This is a genomic window from Stutzerimonas sp. C6.4V, assembly GCF_058536345.1.
Window position 1 is genome coordinate 952,407 of record NZ_JBZUBM010000002.1, and the last position, 15,589, is coordinate 967,995.

At 64.8% G+C, this 15,589-nt stretch carries 14 protein-coding genes and 2 pseudogenes; 4 read left to right on the forward strand and 12 right to left on the reverse strand.

The features are described 5' to 3' along the window. Positions 1–284 precede the first annotated feature (284 nt). Positions 285–1,679, reverse strand: a complete 1,395-nt coding sequence (locus tag AC4LFW_RS20210; protein WP_491821498.1) for a DUF2868 domain-containing protein — start codon at positions 1,677–1,679, stop codon at positions 285–287. Positions 1,680–1,890: 211 nt separating this feature from the next. On the opposite strand from AC4LFW_RS20210, the gene AC4LFW_RS20215 reads away from it, so the two are divergent. After that, positions 1,891–2,136: a DUF4282 domain-containing protein gene (locus AC4LFW_RS20215; RefSeq protein WP_491821500.1), complete on the forward strand. Its 246-nt coding sequence runs from the start codon at positions 1,891–1,893 to the stop codon at positions 2,134–2,136. A gap of 42 nt (positions 2,137–2,178) precedes the next feature. On the opposite strand, the gene AC4LFW_RS20220 is transcribed toward AC4LFW_RS20215, so the two are convergent. Next, positions 2,179–3,303, reverse strand: a complete 1,125-nt coding sequence (locus AC4LFW_RS20220; RefSeq protein ID WP_491821502.1) for a glycerophosphodiester phosphodiesterase — start codon at positions 3,301–3,303, stop codon at positions 2,179–2,181. A 153-nt stretch (positions 3,304–3,456) separates the two neighbouring features. Between AC4LFW_RS20220 and folA the strand changes: the two genes are divergently transcribed. Further along, entirely contained in the window at positions 3,457–3,972 is a 516-nt protein-coding gene (folA, locus tag AC4LFW_RS20225; RefSeq protein WP_491821504.1) for a type 3 dihydrofolate reductase, read from the forward strand. A gap of 90 nt (positions 3,973–4,062) precedes the next feature. Beyond that, positions 4,063–4,725 (forward strand): YitT family protein, encoded by a 663-nt coding sequence (locus AC4LFW_RS20230; RefSeq protein ID WP_491821506.1) that lies wholly within the window; start codon positions 4,063–4,065, stop codon positions 4,723–4,725. 4 nt (positions 4,726–4,729) lie between these two features. Here AC4LFW_RS20230 and AC4LFW_RS20235 read toward each other — a convergent pair whose 3' ends face one another. After that, positions 4,730–5,185 carry a metallophosphoesterase family protein gene (locus AC4LFW_RS20235; RefSeq protein WP_491821508.1) on the reverse strand — a complete coding sequence of 152 codons (456 nt, stop codon included), beginning with the start codon at positions 5,183–5,185 and terminating at the stop codon, positions 4,730–4,732. Positions 5,186–5,286: 101 nt separating this feature from the next. Here AC4LFW_RS20235 and AC4LFW_RS20240 point away from each other — a divergent pair, with 101 nt between their 5' ends. Beyond that, complete coding sequence (locus tag AC4LFW_RS20240) at positions 5,287–6,417, forward strand: NAD(P)/FAD-dependent oxidoreductase (RefSeq protein ID WP_491821510.1); 1,131 nt, start codon at positions 5,287–5,289, stop codon at positions 6,415–6,417. Between the two features lie 100 nt (positions 6,418–6,517). On the opposite strand, the gene ilvD is transcribed toward AC4LFW_RS20240, so the two are convergent. The 9 genes and pseudogenes from ilvD to AC4LFW_RS20285 form a co-directional block, all read right to left on the reverse strand. Further along, entirely contained in the window at positions 6,518–8,356 is a 1,839-nt protein-coding gene (gene ilvD, locus AC4LFW_RS20245) for a dihydroxy-acid dehydratase (RefSeq protein ID WP_491821512.1), read from the reverse strand. Positions 8,357–8,655: 299 nt separating this feature from the next. Further along, positions 8,656–9,723 carry a protein-glutamate methylesterase/protein-glutamine glutaminase gene (locus AC4LFW_RS20250; RefSeq protein WP_491821514.1) on the reverse strand — a complete coding sequence of 356 codons (1,068 nt, stop codon included), beginning with the start codon at positions 9,721–9,723 and terminating at the stop codon, positions 8,656–8,658. Continuing rightward, positions 9,710–10,240, reverse strand: coding sequence for a chemotaxis protein CheD (locus tag AC4LFW_RS20255; RefSeq protein WP_491821516.1), 531 nt, complete (start codon positions 10,238–10,240; stop codon positions 9,710–9,712). Before AC4LFW_RS20255 ends, AC4LFW_RS20250 begins: the two co-directional genes overlap by 14 nt. Then, positions 10,233–11,042 (reverse strand): CheR family methyltransferase, encoded by an 810-nt coding sequence (locus tag AC4LFW_RS20260; protein WP_491821518.1) that lies wholly within the window; start codon positions 11,040–11,042, stop codon positions 10,233–10,235. The genes AC4LFW_RS20255 and AC4LFW_RS20260 overlap by 8 nt, the downstream gene beginning before the upstream one ends. Before the next feature lie 9 nt (positions 11,043–11,051). Continuing rightward, a complete protein-coding gene (locus tag AC4LFW_RS20265) occupies positions 11,052–11,573 on the reverse strand; it encodes a chemotaxis protein CheW (protein WP_491821520.1) in 522 nt (173 codons plus the stop codon). A 4-nt stretch (positions 11,574–11,577) separates the two neighbouring features. Next, positions 11,578–12,474, reverse strand: a pseudogene (locus AC4LFW_RS20270) (methyl-accepting chemotaxis protein); the annotation flags it as partial. A 270-nt stretch (positions 12,475–12,744) separates the two neighbouring features. Beyond that, positions 12,745–13,209, reverse strand: a pseudogene (locus tag AC4LFW_RS20275) (MCP four helix bundle domain-containing protein); the annotation flags it as partial. Further along, a complete protein-coding gene (locus AC4LFW_RS20280) occupies positions 13,206–13,757 on the reverse strand; it encodes a chemotaxis protein CheW (RefSeq protein ID WP_491821522.1) in 552 nt (183 codons plus the stop codon). The gene AC4LFW_RS20280 and the pseudogene AC4LFW_RS20275, both read right to left, overlap by 4 nt. A 3-nt stretch (positions 13,758–13,760) precedes the next feature. Next, positions 13,761–15,575, reverse strand: coding sequence for a methyl-accepting chemotaxis protein (locus tag AC4LFW_RS20285; protein WP_491821524.1), 1,815 nt, complete (start codon positions 15,573–15,575; stop codon positions 13,761–13,763). Positions 15,576–15,589: the final 14 nt, after the last annotated feature.

Consider the following 15,589-nt stretch of genomic DNA (forward strand, 5'->3'; position numbering starts at 1 on the left):
TTTCCGCCACCCTGCGGTTGCAACCCGCGTGATGGTTTGCAAGGCAGTGGGGCGGGTGCTCCTCGCAAGGACTGTCTAGCGAAAGCTGCCGGTCAGCGAGTTTCACCCGCCCTGCGATGGGGGTGCGGGTTTGCTCTGCAGGGGTCGCTCCGGTCGAGTAGGGTGGATGGCGCTTTACCCATCCACCTTCGGGCAGGCCGCCATTTCGGTGGAAGAAAAGAGCGCCATCCACCCTACGGATGATTCCCGTGCAACTCACGGTCTGGAGCCTGTTGCCCGGGTGCTTAACCATCGCCGCTCTCCAGCCAGGTCAGGGGTGCGCTGCCCGAATAGGGTAAACCGAGGCCATCCAGCGCCAGATGCCAATCCTGCAGGCGATGGCTGTCCAGCGCTTCGCCAGCGGGCGGTTGCAGCAACCAGACACGGCTCTGGGCCGCGCAACGGCTCAGCTCGCCGATCAAAGCCAGGGTGCCGCGATCCGGGGAGCGACGCGGATCGCAGGCGATGGCCAGGCGTTGCGGTGGAAAGCGGGTCAGCTGTTCGAGCAATCGCCGGCGCTGCTCGCGGTCATCCAGCACGCCCGCATCAGCGACGGCCTTTGGCAGCTTTGGCGGCCACGGTTGGCTCAGGTCCAGCTCGATGCCGACCAGCACCGCACCCTCGCTACCGTCCAGCTGCGCCCCGGCATTTGGTGCATGCAACTGTGTCGGCGCGGCGTCAGTGATGCCAAGGTGCTCGCTAGGCGGCTGAAGGCGCTCACGCAGCAGCCGGTAGGCCGGTAATTGCAGATCGAGCCGCAGCTGTGCCCGTCCACGACGCCAGCGCCACAGGCAGAGCAATGCCAGCAGCAGGCGTGGCAGCAGACCGTAGATCAGCACCACGCCAACCAGCCAGCCCGCCCAGCTTTGACGGGCGCTTTCTACACCGTTGGCCAGATCACCGCTGGCGCGGATCTGCTCGATGTCCGGCACGCTGAAACCCAGCAGCGACGGCAGCATGCCGAGCGCCTGCGTCAGACCTACGAATGTGCCTTCGCCAAGGATGGTGGTTTCCCAGACGAAGCCGTAGCGCCGCGTGGCGAGCAGCGCGAGCAGCGTCACCAGGGCGCTGCCCATCGCCACCAGCCATAAGCCGTGCACGCCGAGCCCCAAGAGCCAGCGCCCGAGGCGTCGCTGCTCCAGCACCGCCAATAACGCTGGTGCCAACTGCACGGCGCGGGCGTCGCGGGCCAGCTTTTCGCTGAGCCAGAGCCACAACCGGCCCAATGCACCGCCAGCGTCGCCCGCGAAGAGAAAGCCCAGCAACCACCCCAGCAGCGTCAGCAGATTCAGCCCGAGCAGGCTGCCCAGTGCCCAGAACACATTGACCGGCCGTACGCCGTCTCCCAGCGCCGCTGCCGCCAGTCCGGCCCCGGTAAAAATCGCCAGCAGAGTCAGTGCGAACCCGGCCAGCCGTGCGCCCTGCCGCCAATGACTCAGCGCATCGATCAGGCCGTCACGACGAGCCAGCCACAGGGCGCGGTGCTCGATCAGGTCTGGCAGTGCCCCACCTTGCGCACGGGCTTGCCGGTTGGCCTCGGCGTCGTCCAGCGGCCCGGCATGTTCTTCACGCAGGCGCACGGCTTCAGTCAGCCAGAGGCGTTCGAGGGGATTCGGTGAGGAGGGAGAAGGGGCGGGCACACGGTTTCTCGTAGAGGGGCTCGGTCCTGAGGATAACCGTTGCCGGCCAGAAGGGGCATCGCATCACCGGCGCAATGAGCCGAGTCTGCTAGCATCCGCGCCCGATCATCTGATCGTCTCGCGGTTCGCCGCATCAACATCGCCAAGGATAGGTTGATTCGCCCAGCAGCGTATCCCCGCCGACCTTGTGCATCCTCAAAAGGACTTTGCAATGAAAGACGTCTTTTTCTTCGACTCCATGCTGACGCCGAAGATCATTATCTTCATCTACTGGCTTGGATTGATCAGCGTGGTCATCGGCGCCATCGGCACGATGTTCAGCGGATACGGCGGCGGCTTCTGGTCTGGCCTCGGCATCCTGCTGTTCGGCCTGATTGGAACCCGGGTCTGGTGCGAGCTGCTGATCGTGCTGTTCAAGATCAACGAAAACCTGCAGAAGATTGCCAACCGTCAGTGATCTCTCAGGGGCGGCATCCGTGCCGCCTTTGCTGGCATCAGTCTAGATTTGGTTGTTGTTCTCGCGCACCTTCACCGCGATATCCGGCTGATCGATGAACAGCCCGTCGATGCCAGCGTCGAGGAAGGCCTGTATGTCAGCTTCGATATCGCCGCGCTCGGCTGGGGAGTCGCCTTTGCGCAGGTTGGTCGGAAGGAACACGTTCTCGGCGCGGAAGGTGTATGGGTGCACCTTCAGGCCCGCCGCATGGGCGTCCGGCACGAAGCTGGTGGGCTGGCCGAGGTTGCCGTTGGCGTCCCGCGGGATGATGTAGCTCTTTTCCGGGCCAACGCCTGCGGCATAACGCGAGATGGCTTTAAGGCCTTCTGCGGTCGCCATCTGCGCGTAGGTCAGTTTGCTGCCGCGTACCTGCTGATCGTAGGGCTGACCGCTGCTGAACAACTGCACCAGGCGCAGCTGGGTCATACGGCTCAGGGTTTTCAGGTTCTCGACTTCGAACGACTGGATGTAGACCGGCGCGCTGCGGCCGGCGTAGCCGTTGCGATGGAGGGTACTGACCAGCGGCTTTTCCATCGCCAGGCCGAGCTGTTGGAAGTGGGTCGGGTGCTTGGTTTCCGGGTAAAGACCGATGCGGCGGCGCTCGCTCAGCTGCATGGTTTTCACCAGGTCGATGATCTCTTGCAGCGTCGGGATTTCCAGGCTGCCGTCGAGCCGTGCGTTACCGGGACGGATCGATGGGATGCGCTCGATGGCGCGCAGGGTTTTCAGCTCGGCCAGCGTAAAGTCCTCGCTGAACCAGCCGGTGAGCTCTACCCCGTCGACCATTTGCGTGCGCTTGCGGTCGGCGAATTCCGGGTGCTGCGACACATCGGTGGTCAACCCCAGCTCGTTGTCGTGACGGGCGACCAGCTCGCCGTCGCGGGTCATCACCAGATCCGGTTCGACATAGTCGGCGCCCTGCAGGATGGCCAGCGCGTAAGAGGCAAGGGTGTGCTCGGGCACGTAGCCACTGGCGCCGCGGTGGGCAATGACCAGCGGATGGGGCTCGTCGCGGCCGTTCTTGGCGGCGACCGAGGCGTCGGGCGTGGCGGCAAATGCGGCGATTGGCAGCAGCAGACTGCAGGCTGTCAACAGGTGGCGCAGGGCAGGGCGGCTGTGGCGGGCCATCTTGGGCATCTCCATGGAAGGGGAGCGGTAAGCCTGATCGCTCACAATGACGGCAGCTTGACGCTTTGGTAAAGCAGAGATGACCGTTCGGTGATGTTGACGTGTATCTGACGGCGCTGACTGCCTGCGGGACGCTCTGTTATGCTCGCCGCCATGAATCAGACCTCACTTCCCCTTGCGATGATCGCGGCCCTGGCGGACAACCGCGTCATCGGGCTGGACAACAAGATGCCCTGGCATCTGCCGGCCGACCTCAAGCACTTCAAGGCCATGACCCTTGGCAAGCCGATCATCATGGGGCGCAAGACCTGGGATTCGCTTGGCCGCCCGTTGCCGGGCCGGTTGAACCTGGTGGTCAGCCGTCAGCAGGGTCTGCAGCTAGAAGGTGCCGAAACCTTTACCTCACTGGACGCCGCACTGGTGCGCGCCGAGCAATGGGCGCGCGAGCAGGGCGTCGACGAGCTGATGTTGATCGGCGGTGCGCAACTCTACGCCCAGGCATTGGGGCAGGCTCAGCGCCTCTACCTCACCCGAATCGATGCGGCTCCCGAAGGTGACGCCTTCTTCCCCGCCTATGACGAAGCCGAATGGCAGCGTGTCGATAGCAAGGCACATCCAGCCGAGGGTGAGGCGCCGGCTTACCGCTTCGAGACCTGGCAGCGCCGCTAAGTCCGCTACCCTGCGCTTCCTTGACTGACGCCAAGTCCTGACCTGGCGTCAGTGCTTATGCTTTCCGTCCGCTCCACACGAGACACTTCCATGCAGAACGACAAGCCGAGCCCAGTGCAATGCGACGCTGAGCAGGCGGAGACCATTGCCCCGATATTCATCCGCCATCCGCTCTGGGAGGATGCCCTTGCGTTGCTCCTTGGTACTGCGATGGTGGCGTTGGGTATCGCGTTCTATAGCCATGCCGGGCTCTTGACCGGCGGCACGGTAGGCCTGGCATTTCTGCTCAAGTACCTTGCCGGCTGGCCCTTCGGGCTGGTGTTCTTCGCCCTCAATATCCCGTTCTACCTGCTGGCCATCTGGCGCATGGGCTGGAGTTTCACGCTGCGCACCGTGATCGCGGTGGCTCTGGTTTCGCTGATGGCCGAGCTGACGCCAAGCTGGATTCGCTTTGCCGAGCTGAACATCTATTACGCGGCGCTGTTCGGTGGGTTCGCCATGGGCGTCGGGCTGCTGATGCTGTTTCGTCACCGCGCCAGCCTCGGTGGGGTGAACATCCTCGCGCTGTTCCTGCAGGAGCGCTTCGGCCTGCGCGCCGGGACCTTCCAGATGGGCATCGATGCGCTGATCGTGCTGGCAGCGGTGTTCATCGTGCCGCTGGATAAGGTTGCGCTCTCGGTGCTGGGCGCCGTGGCGCTGAACCTGGTGCTGGCGATCAATCACCGCAGTGATCGTTACATGGGCGTGAGCTAAGCGATCAACCCAGCGTCACCAGCTGCGCGCGCGGCTGGCCGTCCTCGATATCCAGCAAGGCCAGGCTGATGGGCAACGTGAAGCGGCGGCGGCCGGCGCTGCCTGGATTGAGGTAGAGCACGCCGTTGACCTCTTCGATCTTGGGCTGGTGCGAATGCCCGGCGATCACCACGTCGACCTGCTCGGCGACCGGGTCGATCACCATCGTCTTGACGTCATGGGTGACATGGATGCGCAGCCCGCCGACTTGCAGATCGAGGTGCTCCGGAACCGCCGCCGCCCAGTCACCGCTGTCGACATTGCCCCGGATCACATCGAGCGGCGCCAGCTCGCGCAGCCTGTCCAGCACCTCGGGTTTGCCGATATCACCGGCGTGGATGATGCGCTCGCAGCCTTCCAGCGCCTTGAGCGCTTCAGGGCGCAGCAGGCCGTGAGTGTCTGAAATGACGCCGATGCGCATGGTGGCTCCCGTTTTATACCTGTCTGAGGGTTGGGCAAGCGGGACTTGGCGGTGGTTCGATCTTGGGGCAGTCTGGCGTTCGCCTTACGAGGAGAACGGGAATGGAACAGGTCGACTGCGTGGTCATCGGTGCCGGTGTGGTGGGGTTGGCGGTCGCGCGTGCACTGGCTCAGGCCGGACGGGACGTCCTGATACTGGAAGCCGAAGCGGCCATTGGCACGGGCACCAGCTCGCGCAACAGCGAGGTCATTCATGCCGGCATCTACTATCCGCAAGGATCGCTGAAAGCACAGCTGTGCGTAGCCGGGCGAGATGCGCTCTACGCGTTCTGCGAAAGCCACGGCGTGCCGTACCGGCGCTGCGGCAAGCTGATCGTCGCCACCGATGAATCCCAATTGGCGGGGCTCGACGCGCTACAGGCTCATGCCCTGGCCAATGGCGTCGACGACTTGCGCCGGCTTGATGGCGACGAGGTGAAAACGCTGGAGCCGCAGCTCAGCGCCGTGGCTGGCCTGCTGTCGCCCAGCACCGGGATCGTCGATAGTCACGCATTGATGCTGGCGCTGCAGGGCGATGCCGAAGCAGCGGGTGCGCTGCTGGCGCTGCATGCACCGGTCACGGCTATGGCGGTGACCGGTGCGGGGTTGCGCGTCGACGTCGGTGGCGACGCGCCGATGACGCTGCTTGCCGTCAGCGTCATCAACTGTGCCGGACATGCCGCGCCAGCCATCGCCGCGCACACGGCCGGGCTGGCCGCCGAATCGGTGCCGCCGCGCTATTTCGCCAAAGGCAGCTATTTCAGCCTGGCAACCGCGACGCCTTTCCGCCATCTGGTCTATCCATTGCCTGAGCCGGGCGGGCTGGGCGTGCATCTGACGCTGGATCTCGGCGGACAGGCGCGTTTCGGCCCGGATGTGGAGTGGGTCGAAGATCTGGATTACAGCTTGGACGAGCGGCGCGCCGATGGCTTCTACGCGGCGATCCGGCGCTACTGGCCAGGCCTGCCGGATGGAGCCTTGCAGCCGGCCTACACCGGCATCCGGCCGAAAATCAGCGGGCCCGGTGAGCCGGCTGCGGACTTTCGTATCGATGGGCCGCAGCAACACGGTATCAGGGGGCTGGTGAACCTGTTCGGCATCGAATCGCCAGGGCTGACGGCGGCGCTGGCAATTGGTGCGCATGTGCGGGCTCTGGCGGCGGAGTGGGACCAGCCGCTCCCCTCGGCAGGCTGACCGCTGGAAGCACTCGGAGCCGGTCGGCACAACCCGTCGACGCTGTAATGAAAAAGCCCGACGCAAAGGTCGGGCTTAGTGCAGCGATGAATCCTGACGATCAGTCGTCCAGCATCGCCTTGTTGCGTACCGCGCCCTTGTCGGCGCTGGTGGCGAGCAGGGCGTAGGCCTTGAGGGCGGTGGTCACCTTGCGCGCACGCGGGGCGGCCGGCTTCCAGCCCTTCTTGTCCTGCTCGATGCGACGGTGGGACAGCTCTTCATCGCTGACCTGCAGCTGGATGCTGCGGTTGGGGATGTCGATCAGCACCTTGTCGCCGTCCTGCACCAGGCCAATGGCGCCGCCCGCAGCCGCTTCCGGCGAGGCATGGCCGATGGACAGGCCCGAGGTGCCGCCGGAGAAGCGGCCATCGGTGAGCAGGGCGCAATCCTTGCCCAGGCCCTTGGACTTCAGGTAAGAGGTCGGGTAGAGCATTTCCTGCATGCCCGGGCCGCCCTTCGGGCCTTCGTAACGGATGATGACGATGTCGCCGGCCTTCACCTCGTCATTGAGGATGCCCTTCACGGCGCTGTCCTGGCTCTCGAAGATCTTCGCCGTGCCTTCGAAGACATGGATGGATTCGTCCACGCCCGCGGTTTTCACCACGCAGCCATCGAGGGCGATGTTGCCGTAGAGCACGGCGAGGCCGCCTTCCTGCGAGTAGGCGTGCTCGACGCTGCGGATGCAGCCGTTCTCGCGGTCCAGGTCCAGGCTGTCCCAGCGGGTCGACTGGCTGAACGCCGTCTGCGTCGGGATACCGGCGGGGCCTGCCTTGAAGAAGGTGTGCACCGCCTCGTCCCCGGTCTGGGTGATGTCCCACTTGGCGATGGCTTCTTCCATGCTGCGGCTGTGCACGGTGGGCACGTCAGTGTGCAGCAGGCCGCCGCGGGCCAGTTCACCGAGGATGGAGAAGATGCCGCCGGCACGGTGCACGTCCTCCATGTGGTACTTCTGGATGTTCGGCGCGACCTTGCACAGCTGCGGTACCTTGCGCGACAGGGCGTCGATGGCGCGCAGGTCGAAATCGACCTCGGCTTCCTGAGCTGCGGCCAGGAGGTGCAGGATGGTATTGGTCGAGCCACCCATGGCGATATCCAGGGTCATGGCGTTCTCGAACGCGCGGCGGCTGGCGATATTGCGCGGCAGTACCGATTCGTCGCCCTCGCCGTAATAACGCTGGCACAGCTCGACGACGGTGCGGCCGGCGCGCAGGAACAGCTGCTCGCGATCGCTGTGGGTGGCCAGGGTCGAGCCATTGCCGGGCAGGGCGAGCCCGAGGGCCTCGGCCAGGCAGTTCATGGAGTTGGCGGTGAACATGCCGGAGCAGCTGCCACAGGTCGGGCAGGCGCTGCGCTCGTATTCGGCGACCTTCTCGTCGGAGGCGCTTTCATCGGCGGCGATGACCATGGCATCGACCAGGTCCAGGCCGTGGCTGGCCAGCTTGGTCTTGCCCGCTTCCATCGGCCCGCCGGAGACGAACACCACCGGGATGTTCAGGCGCAGCGCGGCCATGAGCATGCCGGGGGTGATCTTGTCGCAGTTGGAGATGCAGACGATGGCATCGGCACAGTGGGCATTGACCATGTACTCGACCGAATCGGCGATGATCTCGCGGCTTGGCAGCGAATAGAGCATGCCGTCGTGGCCCATGGCGATGCCGTCGTCGACTGCGATGGTGTTGAATTCCTTGGCCACGCCGCCGTGCTTTTCGATCTCACGGGCGACCAGCTGGCCCAGGTCCTTAAGGTGCACGTGGCCGGGCACGAACTGGGTAAAGGAGTTGGCGATGGCGATGATCGGCTTCTTGAAGTCTTCGTCCTTCATGCCGGTGGCACGCCACAGCGCGCGGGCACCGGCCATGTTGCGGCCGTGCGTGGAGGTTTTCGAGCGGTAATCGGGCATGACGGTTCCTGCGGCTAATCAGCGGTTCGAATAGTGCTTATGGTGAGCGTCACCTGTGCCGCGTGCAACGGCAGGTGACCGTGCGTGCGGAGGGGCCGGATCGAGGCGGGGTATCGCTCGGGCGGCCTGGGCTCATTGGCCCGCCGGTGGGTGATGGCGAGGAATGGGCCCGATTCTACGCGCGGTCGCGACGCCTTGAAAGGCTGGTGGTCGGCGTCTGCGCTCCGCTGTTCTACAGGTTAGCCGTCTACTTCTGCTCGCTTCAGCCTGGCCACCATGCGCCTCTGGTTCCGGTCCGCTCAACCGCGCAGTGCAGCAACTGGCTGCAGGATGGCCGCAGGAATCTGCTGCAAGGGGATTTCCCGTTCCACCGCGCCAAGCTTGAAGGCTTCCTTGGGCATGCCATAGACCACGCAACTGGCCTCGTTCTGGCCGAAGGTGTGCGCCCCCGCTTCGCGCATTTCCTTCAGGCCACGAGCGCCATCGTCACCCATGCCGGTCATGATGATGCCGACGGCATTGGCCCCGGCCGAACCCGCGACCGAACGGAACAGGACGTCGACCGAAGGGCGGTGACGACTGACCGGCGGCCCGTCGACGATCTCCACCCGATACTGCGCGCCGCTGCGCTTGATCAGCATATGGCGGCCACCCGGTGCGATCAGCGCCAGTCCGGGCATGACCCGGTCGCCGTTGCAGGCTTCGCGCACTTCGATCTGACAGAGTTTGTTCAGCCGCTCAGCGAAGGCGGCGGTGAAGCGCTCCGGCATGTGCTGGACGATCACCAGGCCCGGGCAGACCCGTGGCAGTGCGGTGAGCACATATTCCAGCGCCTGGGTGCCGCCGGTTGAGGTGCCGATGGCCACCAGGCTTTCGGTGGTGCGGGCCATCGCCTGGCTGGTGGGCAGGATGGCGTCGGCGTTCTGCCGCGGTGCCGGCGGTGGCGGGGTTACGATGCGCCGCAGGTTGGCGCGCGCGGCGGCCTTGACCGCATGGATCAGATCGTCGCTGGCATCGAGCAGGAACTGGCGCAGGTTCAGCTGCGGCTTGGTGATGATGCTTACCGCGCCGGCCGCCAGCGCCTGCATGGTGGTCGCGGCACCCTTTTCAGTCAGTGTCGAGCAGATCACCACCGGAGTCGGCCGCTCGGCCATCAGTTGCTTGAGAAAGGTGATGCCGTCCATGCGCGGCATTTCCACGTCGAGCACGATCACATCGGGCCATTGCCGGCTCATCTTTTCCCGTGCGAACAGCGGGTCCGGTGCGGTGGCGATTACCTCTATCGCCGGATCGGCGGCCAGGGTACCGGCGAGCACCTGGCGGACCACCGCCGAATCGTCGATGACCATGACTTTAATGCTTTTCATTGGTGCGGGCTCCAGAGGCCGTCCCTGGCGATTGCGCGGGTAAAAGCTGCCGTACGGCCACCTGGCCGCTGCAGATATCAAAGATCAGATTGCGGTGGCCGCTGCCACCGACGTGCTCGCCATGGTATTGCAGGCCATGTTCGGCGAGCAGTCGTCGGGCGGCCTCGACGTTGCGCTCGCCAACGCTGCCGTCAGGTTGCCGGCCCAGCCGGGGGAACATGTCGCCGCCCCCCACCAGGTGCACCCGGTAGTCCTGGGCGCGGGTGCCCGAGGCCTGGATCGCCTGCAGCAGCAGCGCGACGGCCTCATCACCGTAGCGACCGTCCAGTGCGGCGCCGGCCGGGCGCGTGCGGCTGGGCAGCATGAAATGGTTCATGCCGCCGATGCGCCGCCCGGCATGCCAGAACACCAGCGACACGCAGGAACCGAGCAGGGTGCGCAGGCGTACCCGGCGGTCGCCGAAATACAGCTCGCCGGGCTGCAGGTAGATGTCTGCCAAGCGTCCGCGATCAGGCATCGGGCTTACGGTAGATCGAGGGGCGAATCACCTTCAGGGCGTCGCTGATGCCGTTCAGGCTTTCCGAATGGCTGATGATGAAATAGCCGCCGGGACGCAGGTGGGCAAGCAGGCGCTGCACCACCTGGCGCTTGGTTTCGGGATTGAAGTAGATCATCACGTTGCGCAGGAAGATCACATCGAACTGGCCGACATCGGGCAGGGTCGTGTTGAGATTGATCTGGGAAAACTGCACCCGCTTGCCTATTGCCGGGTCGATGGCGAACAGCCCTTCATGGCGGCCGGTGCCCTTGAGGCAATAACGATGCAGGAGTTCGAGGGGAATGCCCTCGGCCTCTTCCAGAGGATAAGTGCCGGAGCGTGCCTGTTCGAGAATCCGCGTGCTCAGGTCCGAGGCGAGGATTTCCCAGGGGCGCTGGCCGAGGTGTTCGGCCAGCAGCATGGCGATGGTATAGGGCTCCTCGCCGCTGGAGCAGGCGCCGCTCCAGATGCGCAGGGGGCCGCGGCCGGTGCGCAGCTCGCCCTCCAGCAGCTGGCGCAGGAAGTCGAAGTGCTTCGGCTCACGGAAGAAGTAGGTCTCGTTGGTGGTCAGCAGGTCCACCGCCACCTGCAGTTCGCCGCGGTCGCGCTGCACCAGATGGAAGTAATCGGCATAGCTGGCCAGCCCGTGCTGGCGCAGGCGCTTGCCGAGGCGGCCGACGACCAGGGGCTTCTTGGCGTCGGACAGGCTGATCCCGGCGATCTGGTGAATCAGGCCGCGGAACTGACGAAACTCGACGTCGCTGAGGGTGATGGTGTCCATGGGCATCCGTCAGGCCTGAGCCTGCCCGGCCTCCTCGAGGTCGGCCAGCAGGGCCAGGTCGTCGACTGAAAGGACCCTGCCGATGTCCAGCAGGATCACCAGGCGGCCGTCGACCTTGCCCATGCCACGCATGAACTCGGCCCGCAGGCGACCGCCGAAACGCGGCGCCGGCTCGATGTCGGCGGCACCGATCTCCAGCACAGCATTGACCGCATCGACCACCACGCCGATCACCTGGGTGGCATCCGCCTGCGCCACCTCGAGGATGACGATGCAGGTGCGCCGGCCAAGGGGCGTGGCCCCGTCACCGAAACGCAGCCGCAGATCGACCACCGGCACGACCGCGCCGCGCAGGTTGATCACCCCGAGGATCGAGGGCGGCATCATTGGAATCGGCGTCAGCGTGCCGTACTCGATGATCTCGCGAACGCTCAGGGTCTCGACGGCGAACAGTTCGGTGCCGAGGGTAAAGGTCAGGTACTGGGCGGGCGCGGCGTGTGCCCGGCTCGCGGTCTGCTGGCTGTCTGGCATGGCATCACCCCTTGAAGCGTACGAAACCGGCGGGCAGGGCCGCCTGGCTGGCGTTGCCCTCGGAAAAGGCGGCGCCTATGGCGGTTTTCAGGGTTTCCAGGCGTTGGCCTTTCGGTGCTGGCTGGGGCTGTTGCGGCTCGGCTCCGACCCGGAAGAACCCCATCAATTGCTGCAACTGCTCGGCCTGGCCACTCATCTCCTCGGCGGTGGCGGCCAGCTCTTCGGCGGAGGATGCCGACTGCTGGGTGATCTGGCTGAGCTGGGCCATGGCGGTATTGATCTGGCCGACCCCTGCAGTCTGCTCCTGGGAGGCCGCGGCGATTTCCTGTACCAGGTCCGAGGTCTTGGTGATGGAAGGCACCATCTGGTCGAGCAGATTGCCGGCGCGTTCGGCGAGTGCCACGCTGCCGCGCGCCACCTCGCCGATTTCCTGGGCCGCCACCTGGCTGCGTTCGGCCAGCTTGCGCACCTCGGCGGCGACCACCGCAAAGCCCTTGCCGTGCTCGCCGGCGCGAGCCGCCTCGATGGCGGCGTTGAGCGCCAGGAGGTTGGTCTGGTAGGCGATGTCATCAACGATGCCGATCTTGTCGGCAATGGCCTTCATCGCTGCCACGGTATCCTTTACCGCCTGGCCGCCTTCGGTGGCTTCTCCTGCTGCCTTGCCGGCCATGCCGTCGGTGACGCGGGCGTTCTCGGTGTTCTGCTCGATGGACGCGGACATCTGCTCCATCGACGCCGAGGTTTCTTCGACCGAGGCGGCCTGCTCGGAGGCGCCCTGGCTCATGCTCTGGGCCGTCGCGGAAATCTCCTCGGCGGCGCTGGTCAGCGAGTTGGCGTTGCTGCGCACCTCGCCGATGATTTGCGCGAGCTTTTCGCTCATCTGCCTGATGGCGGCCAGCATGCTGCTGTCGTCACCGGGTCTGGTCGTTACGTCGATGCTCAGATCGCCCCCGGCGATGCGACTCACCACATCGGCAGCATAGGCCGGCTCGCCGCCCAGCTGGCGCAGCAGGTTGCGGGTGATCAGGGTGCCAAGCAGGCCGATGACCAGCAAAGTGATCAGCGATACAACGATGGAGATCAGCGTAGCTCGCTCGAGCGTGTCCTCTGCAGTCGCGCTGCCCTTGTTGGCAGCATCGATGTTGTATTCGAGATGGGCGTTGAGGGCGTTGCGCAGCGGATCCATGAGGTCTTTCTGCAGCGCGATCATGGCGTCGCGGGCGGCCTCGTTCTCGTTCCTGCGCGAAATGCTCAGTGCGACGTCGGCGCCCTGCAGGAGGGCGGCTATACCTTGGCGGTCTGCCTCGAGGAGCTGGGCGTCCTTGTCGTCGGACAACACCTGGGTGTATTCATCAATGGCTTGCTGGATATCGCCTCGGTTGATATGGATTTGCTTCTCTATCTCGGCCATCGACACATCGTCTACGGTCAGGATATGGCTGTAGATCAGTTGGAGCTGCACGTTGACGGCGCTTCGTAGCTTGTTCAAGGCGGAAAGGCTGGGAACCGAGTTGACGTTGCCGTAGTTGGCTGCGGTGAACACCTTGTGCATTTGCTGGTAGCCCAGGCCGGACAGTAGAACGATGCCGAGAAGGGCCGAGAGAACCAGAAGGATCATTTTTTTGCTGATGGTCATTGACTTGCTCCTGCGCGCTCGCGCGCATCACATGGAAAGAAGGTAGGGGCATTGGGTTGGCTTGCCATGTCTGCGATCTGGGCGACCGACAGCACTTGCTCCATGCGCAGCAGGGTGAGGAAGTGCTCGTCGATACGCGCCATGTCCTCGATGAATTCACCGCGGATACGGCTGCCGAACGCGGGTGCCTGGCGGATGGCGCCCGCTTCGATTTCAACCACGGCGTTGAACGCATCGACTAGGGCGCCCATCAGGTGGGTCTCCCCCTCGTAGACGATCTCCACGATGACGATGCAGGTGCGCGCGCCGAGTGTGGTGCGACCATGGCCGAAGCGCTCGGCCAGGTCGATGATCGGCACTACGGCGCCGCGCAGATTGATCACGCCACGTACCAGCCTGGGCATCATCGGCACGAAAGTGATCTGTCCGAACTCCAGGATCTCCCGCACGTAGCGGATGGCGACGCCATATGCGTCCTGGCCGACACGAAAGGTCAGGTACTGGCTTTGTTGTCCTTGGTTGAACAACAGGGCGAGGTCGGTGGTCATGGCTCAGCTCCCGAAGCGGACAAAGCCGCCATCGGTCATCTCGCGCAGATTGCCGCGTCGCTCGCGCAGGCTCGGGATGGTCATTTCGGCCGAGGCTGCAAAGGGCTGGCGGCCCTCCAGGCTGAAGAACTGCATCAAACGTTGCAGCTGCTCGGCCTGGCCGCTCATTTCCTCGGCAGTGGCGGCCAGCTCTTCGGAGGCGGAGGCGTTCTGCTGGGTGATCTCGCTGAGCTGGTTCATGGCGGCGCTGATCTGGCCCACTCCCGAGGTCTGTTCCTGGGAGGCGGCGGTAATTTCCTGAACCAGGTCGGAGGTCTTGGTGATCGAGGGCACCATCTGGTCGAGCAGATAGCCGGCGCGCTCGGCCAGCGACACGCTGCTCTTGGCCACTTGGCCTATCTCTTGCGCCGCCACCTGGCTGCGCTCGGCCAGCTTGCGCACCTCGGCGGCGACCACCGCAAAGCCCTTGCCGTGCTCGCCGGCGCGGGCCGCTTCGATGGCCGCGTTGAGCGCCAGCAGGTTGGTCTGGTAGGCGATGTCGTCGACGATGCCGATCTTCTCGGCGATGACTTTCATCGCCGCCACGGTGTCCTTTACCGCCTGGCCACCCTCGGCAGCCTCGCAGGAGGCCTTGCCGGCCATGCCATCGGTGATGCGGGCGTTTTCGGTGTTCTGCTCGATCGAGGCGGACATCTGCTCCATCGACGCCGAGGTTTCCTCGACCGAGGTTGCCTGGCCGGAAGCTGCCTGGCTGAGGCTCTGGGCGGTGGCGGAAATTTCCTCGGCGGCGCTGCTGAGAATGTCGGTGGAGTGGTGTACCCGGCCGATCACTTCAGCCAGTTTCTCGACCGTGGTATTGATCGAGTTTTTCAAGGCAAGCAGGTGACCCTGGCATTCCCCTTCCATGGTCCGCGACAGATCGCCCTCGGCCAGGCGGGCGATGACTGCCATGGCCTCGTTGAGCGGGACGATGATCGCCTCGAGAGTGCCGTTGATGCCGTTGACGATGCGCTGGAAGTCGCCGCGATGGCGCGAGGCGTCGGCACGCACCTCGAGCTGGCCGAGCATGGCCGCCTCGCTGAGCATGCGGGTGTCTTCGATCAGCGCCAGGATGTTGCTGCGCAGTTGCTCGATGTTGTCATTGATAAAGGCCTTCTTGCCCGGGAACTGTTCCAGCGGTGCGGACAGGTCACCCTCACCAAAGGCGCGAACCGCGGCCATGGCCTTCTTCTTAACGCTGATATGCCCGGCAACCATGGCGTTGATGCCGTGGGCGATCTCGCGGTAGGAACCGGCGAAGCGCTCGGCATCGATCACCACATCGATATCGCCGCGGTCATGCTCGTCGGACATGTGGCGCATCTCGTCCATCAGTCCGGTCAGGTTGTCACGCAGCTGCTCGATGTTGTCGTTGATGAAGGCCTTCTTGCCGGGGAAGCGCTCCAGCGGGGCTGTCAGATCCCCCTCGCCAAAAGCCTTGACGCAGGCCATGGCCTTTTTCTTGACGATGATGTGGGCAGCCACCAGCTCGTTGATGCCGTGGGCCAGCGCCTTGAAGCTGCCGCCGAAGCGGTGGAGGTCAAGCACCACATCGATGTCGCCCAGGGCGTGCTCGTCGGTCATGTGCTGCAGCTCGGCGCCCAGGGTACGCAGGCTGCGAGCCAGGGCCAGGCCCTGGATGGCCAGTACCAGGACGCCAGCCAGCGCCACCAGGGGCAATACGCCGTTGCCAACGTTCTGCAGGAGGGTCAGGGTCAGGGCCGTCAGGCTGGCCAGCGCGGCGGCGACCAGCACGAACAAGGGGCGGGTAAAGGTCATGGTCGTGGCTCTCG

What these genes read in the sequence shown, in the direction of transcription:
- AC4LFW_RS20285 (WP_491821524.1), bottom strand. Translation starts at nt 15,575, where the DNA reads ATGACCTTTACCCGCCCCTTGTTCGTGCTGGTCGCCGCCGCGCTGGCC.
- AC4LFW_RS20220 (WP_491821502.1), bottom strand. Translation starts at nt 3,303, where the DNA reads ATGGCCCGCCACAGCCGCCCTGCCCTGCGCCACCTGTTGACAGCCTGC.
- AC4LFW_RS20255 (WP_491821516.1), bottom strand. Translation starts at nt 10,240, where the DNA reads ATGCCTGATCGCGGACGCTTGGCAGACATCTACCTGCAGCCCGGCGAG.
- AC4LFW_RS20250 (WP_491821514.1), bottom strand. Translation starts at nt 9,723, where the DNA reads ATGAAAAGCATTAAAGTCATGGTCATCGACGATTCGGCGGTGGTCCGC.
- AC4LFW_RS20215 (WP_491821500.1), top strand. Translation starts at nt 1,891, where the DNA reads ATGAAAGACGTCTTTTTCTTCGACTCCATGCTGACGCCGAAGATCATT.
- AC4LFW_RS20235 (WP_491821508.1), bottom strand. Translation starts at nt 5,185, where the DNA reads ATGCGCATCGGCGTCATTTCAGACACTCACGGCCTGCTGCGCCCTGAA.
- ilvD (WP_491821512.1), bottom strand. Translation starts at nt 8,356, where the DNA reads ATGCCCGATTACCGCTCGAAAACCTCCACGCACGGCCGCAACATGGCC.
- AC4LFW_RS20265 (WP_491821520.1), bottom strand. Translation starts at nt 11,573, where the DNA reads ATGCCAGACAGCCAGCAGACCGCGAGCCGGGCACACGCCGCGCCCGCC.
- AC4LFW_RS20280 (WP_491821522.1), bottom strand. Translation starts at nt 13,757, where the DNA reads ATGACCACCGACCTCGCCCTGTTGTTCAACCAAGGACAACAAAGCCAG.
- AC4LFW_RS20260 (WP_491821518.1), bottom strand. Translation starts at nt 11,042, where the DNA reads ATGGACACCATCACCCTCAGCGACGTCGAGTTTCGTCAGTTCCGCGGC.
- folA (WP_491821504.1), top strand. Translation starts at nt 3,457, where the DNA reads ATGAATCAGACCTCACTTCCCCTTGCGATGATCGCGGCCCTGGCGGAC.
- AC4LFW_RS20240 (WP_491821510.1), top strand. Translation starts at nt 5,287, where the DNA reads ATGGAACAGGTCGACTGCGTGGTCATCGGTGCCGGTGTGGTGGGGTTG.
- AC4LFW_RS20230 (WP_491821506.1), top strand. Translation starts at nt 4,063, where the DNA reads ATGCAGAACGACAAGCCGAGCCCAGTGCAATGCGACGCTGAGCAGGCG.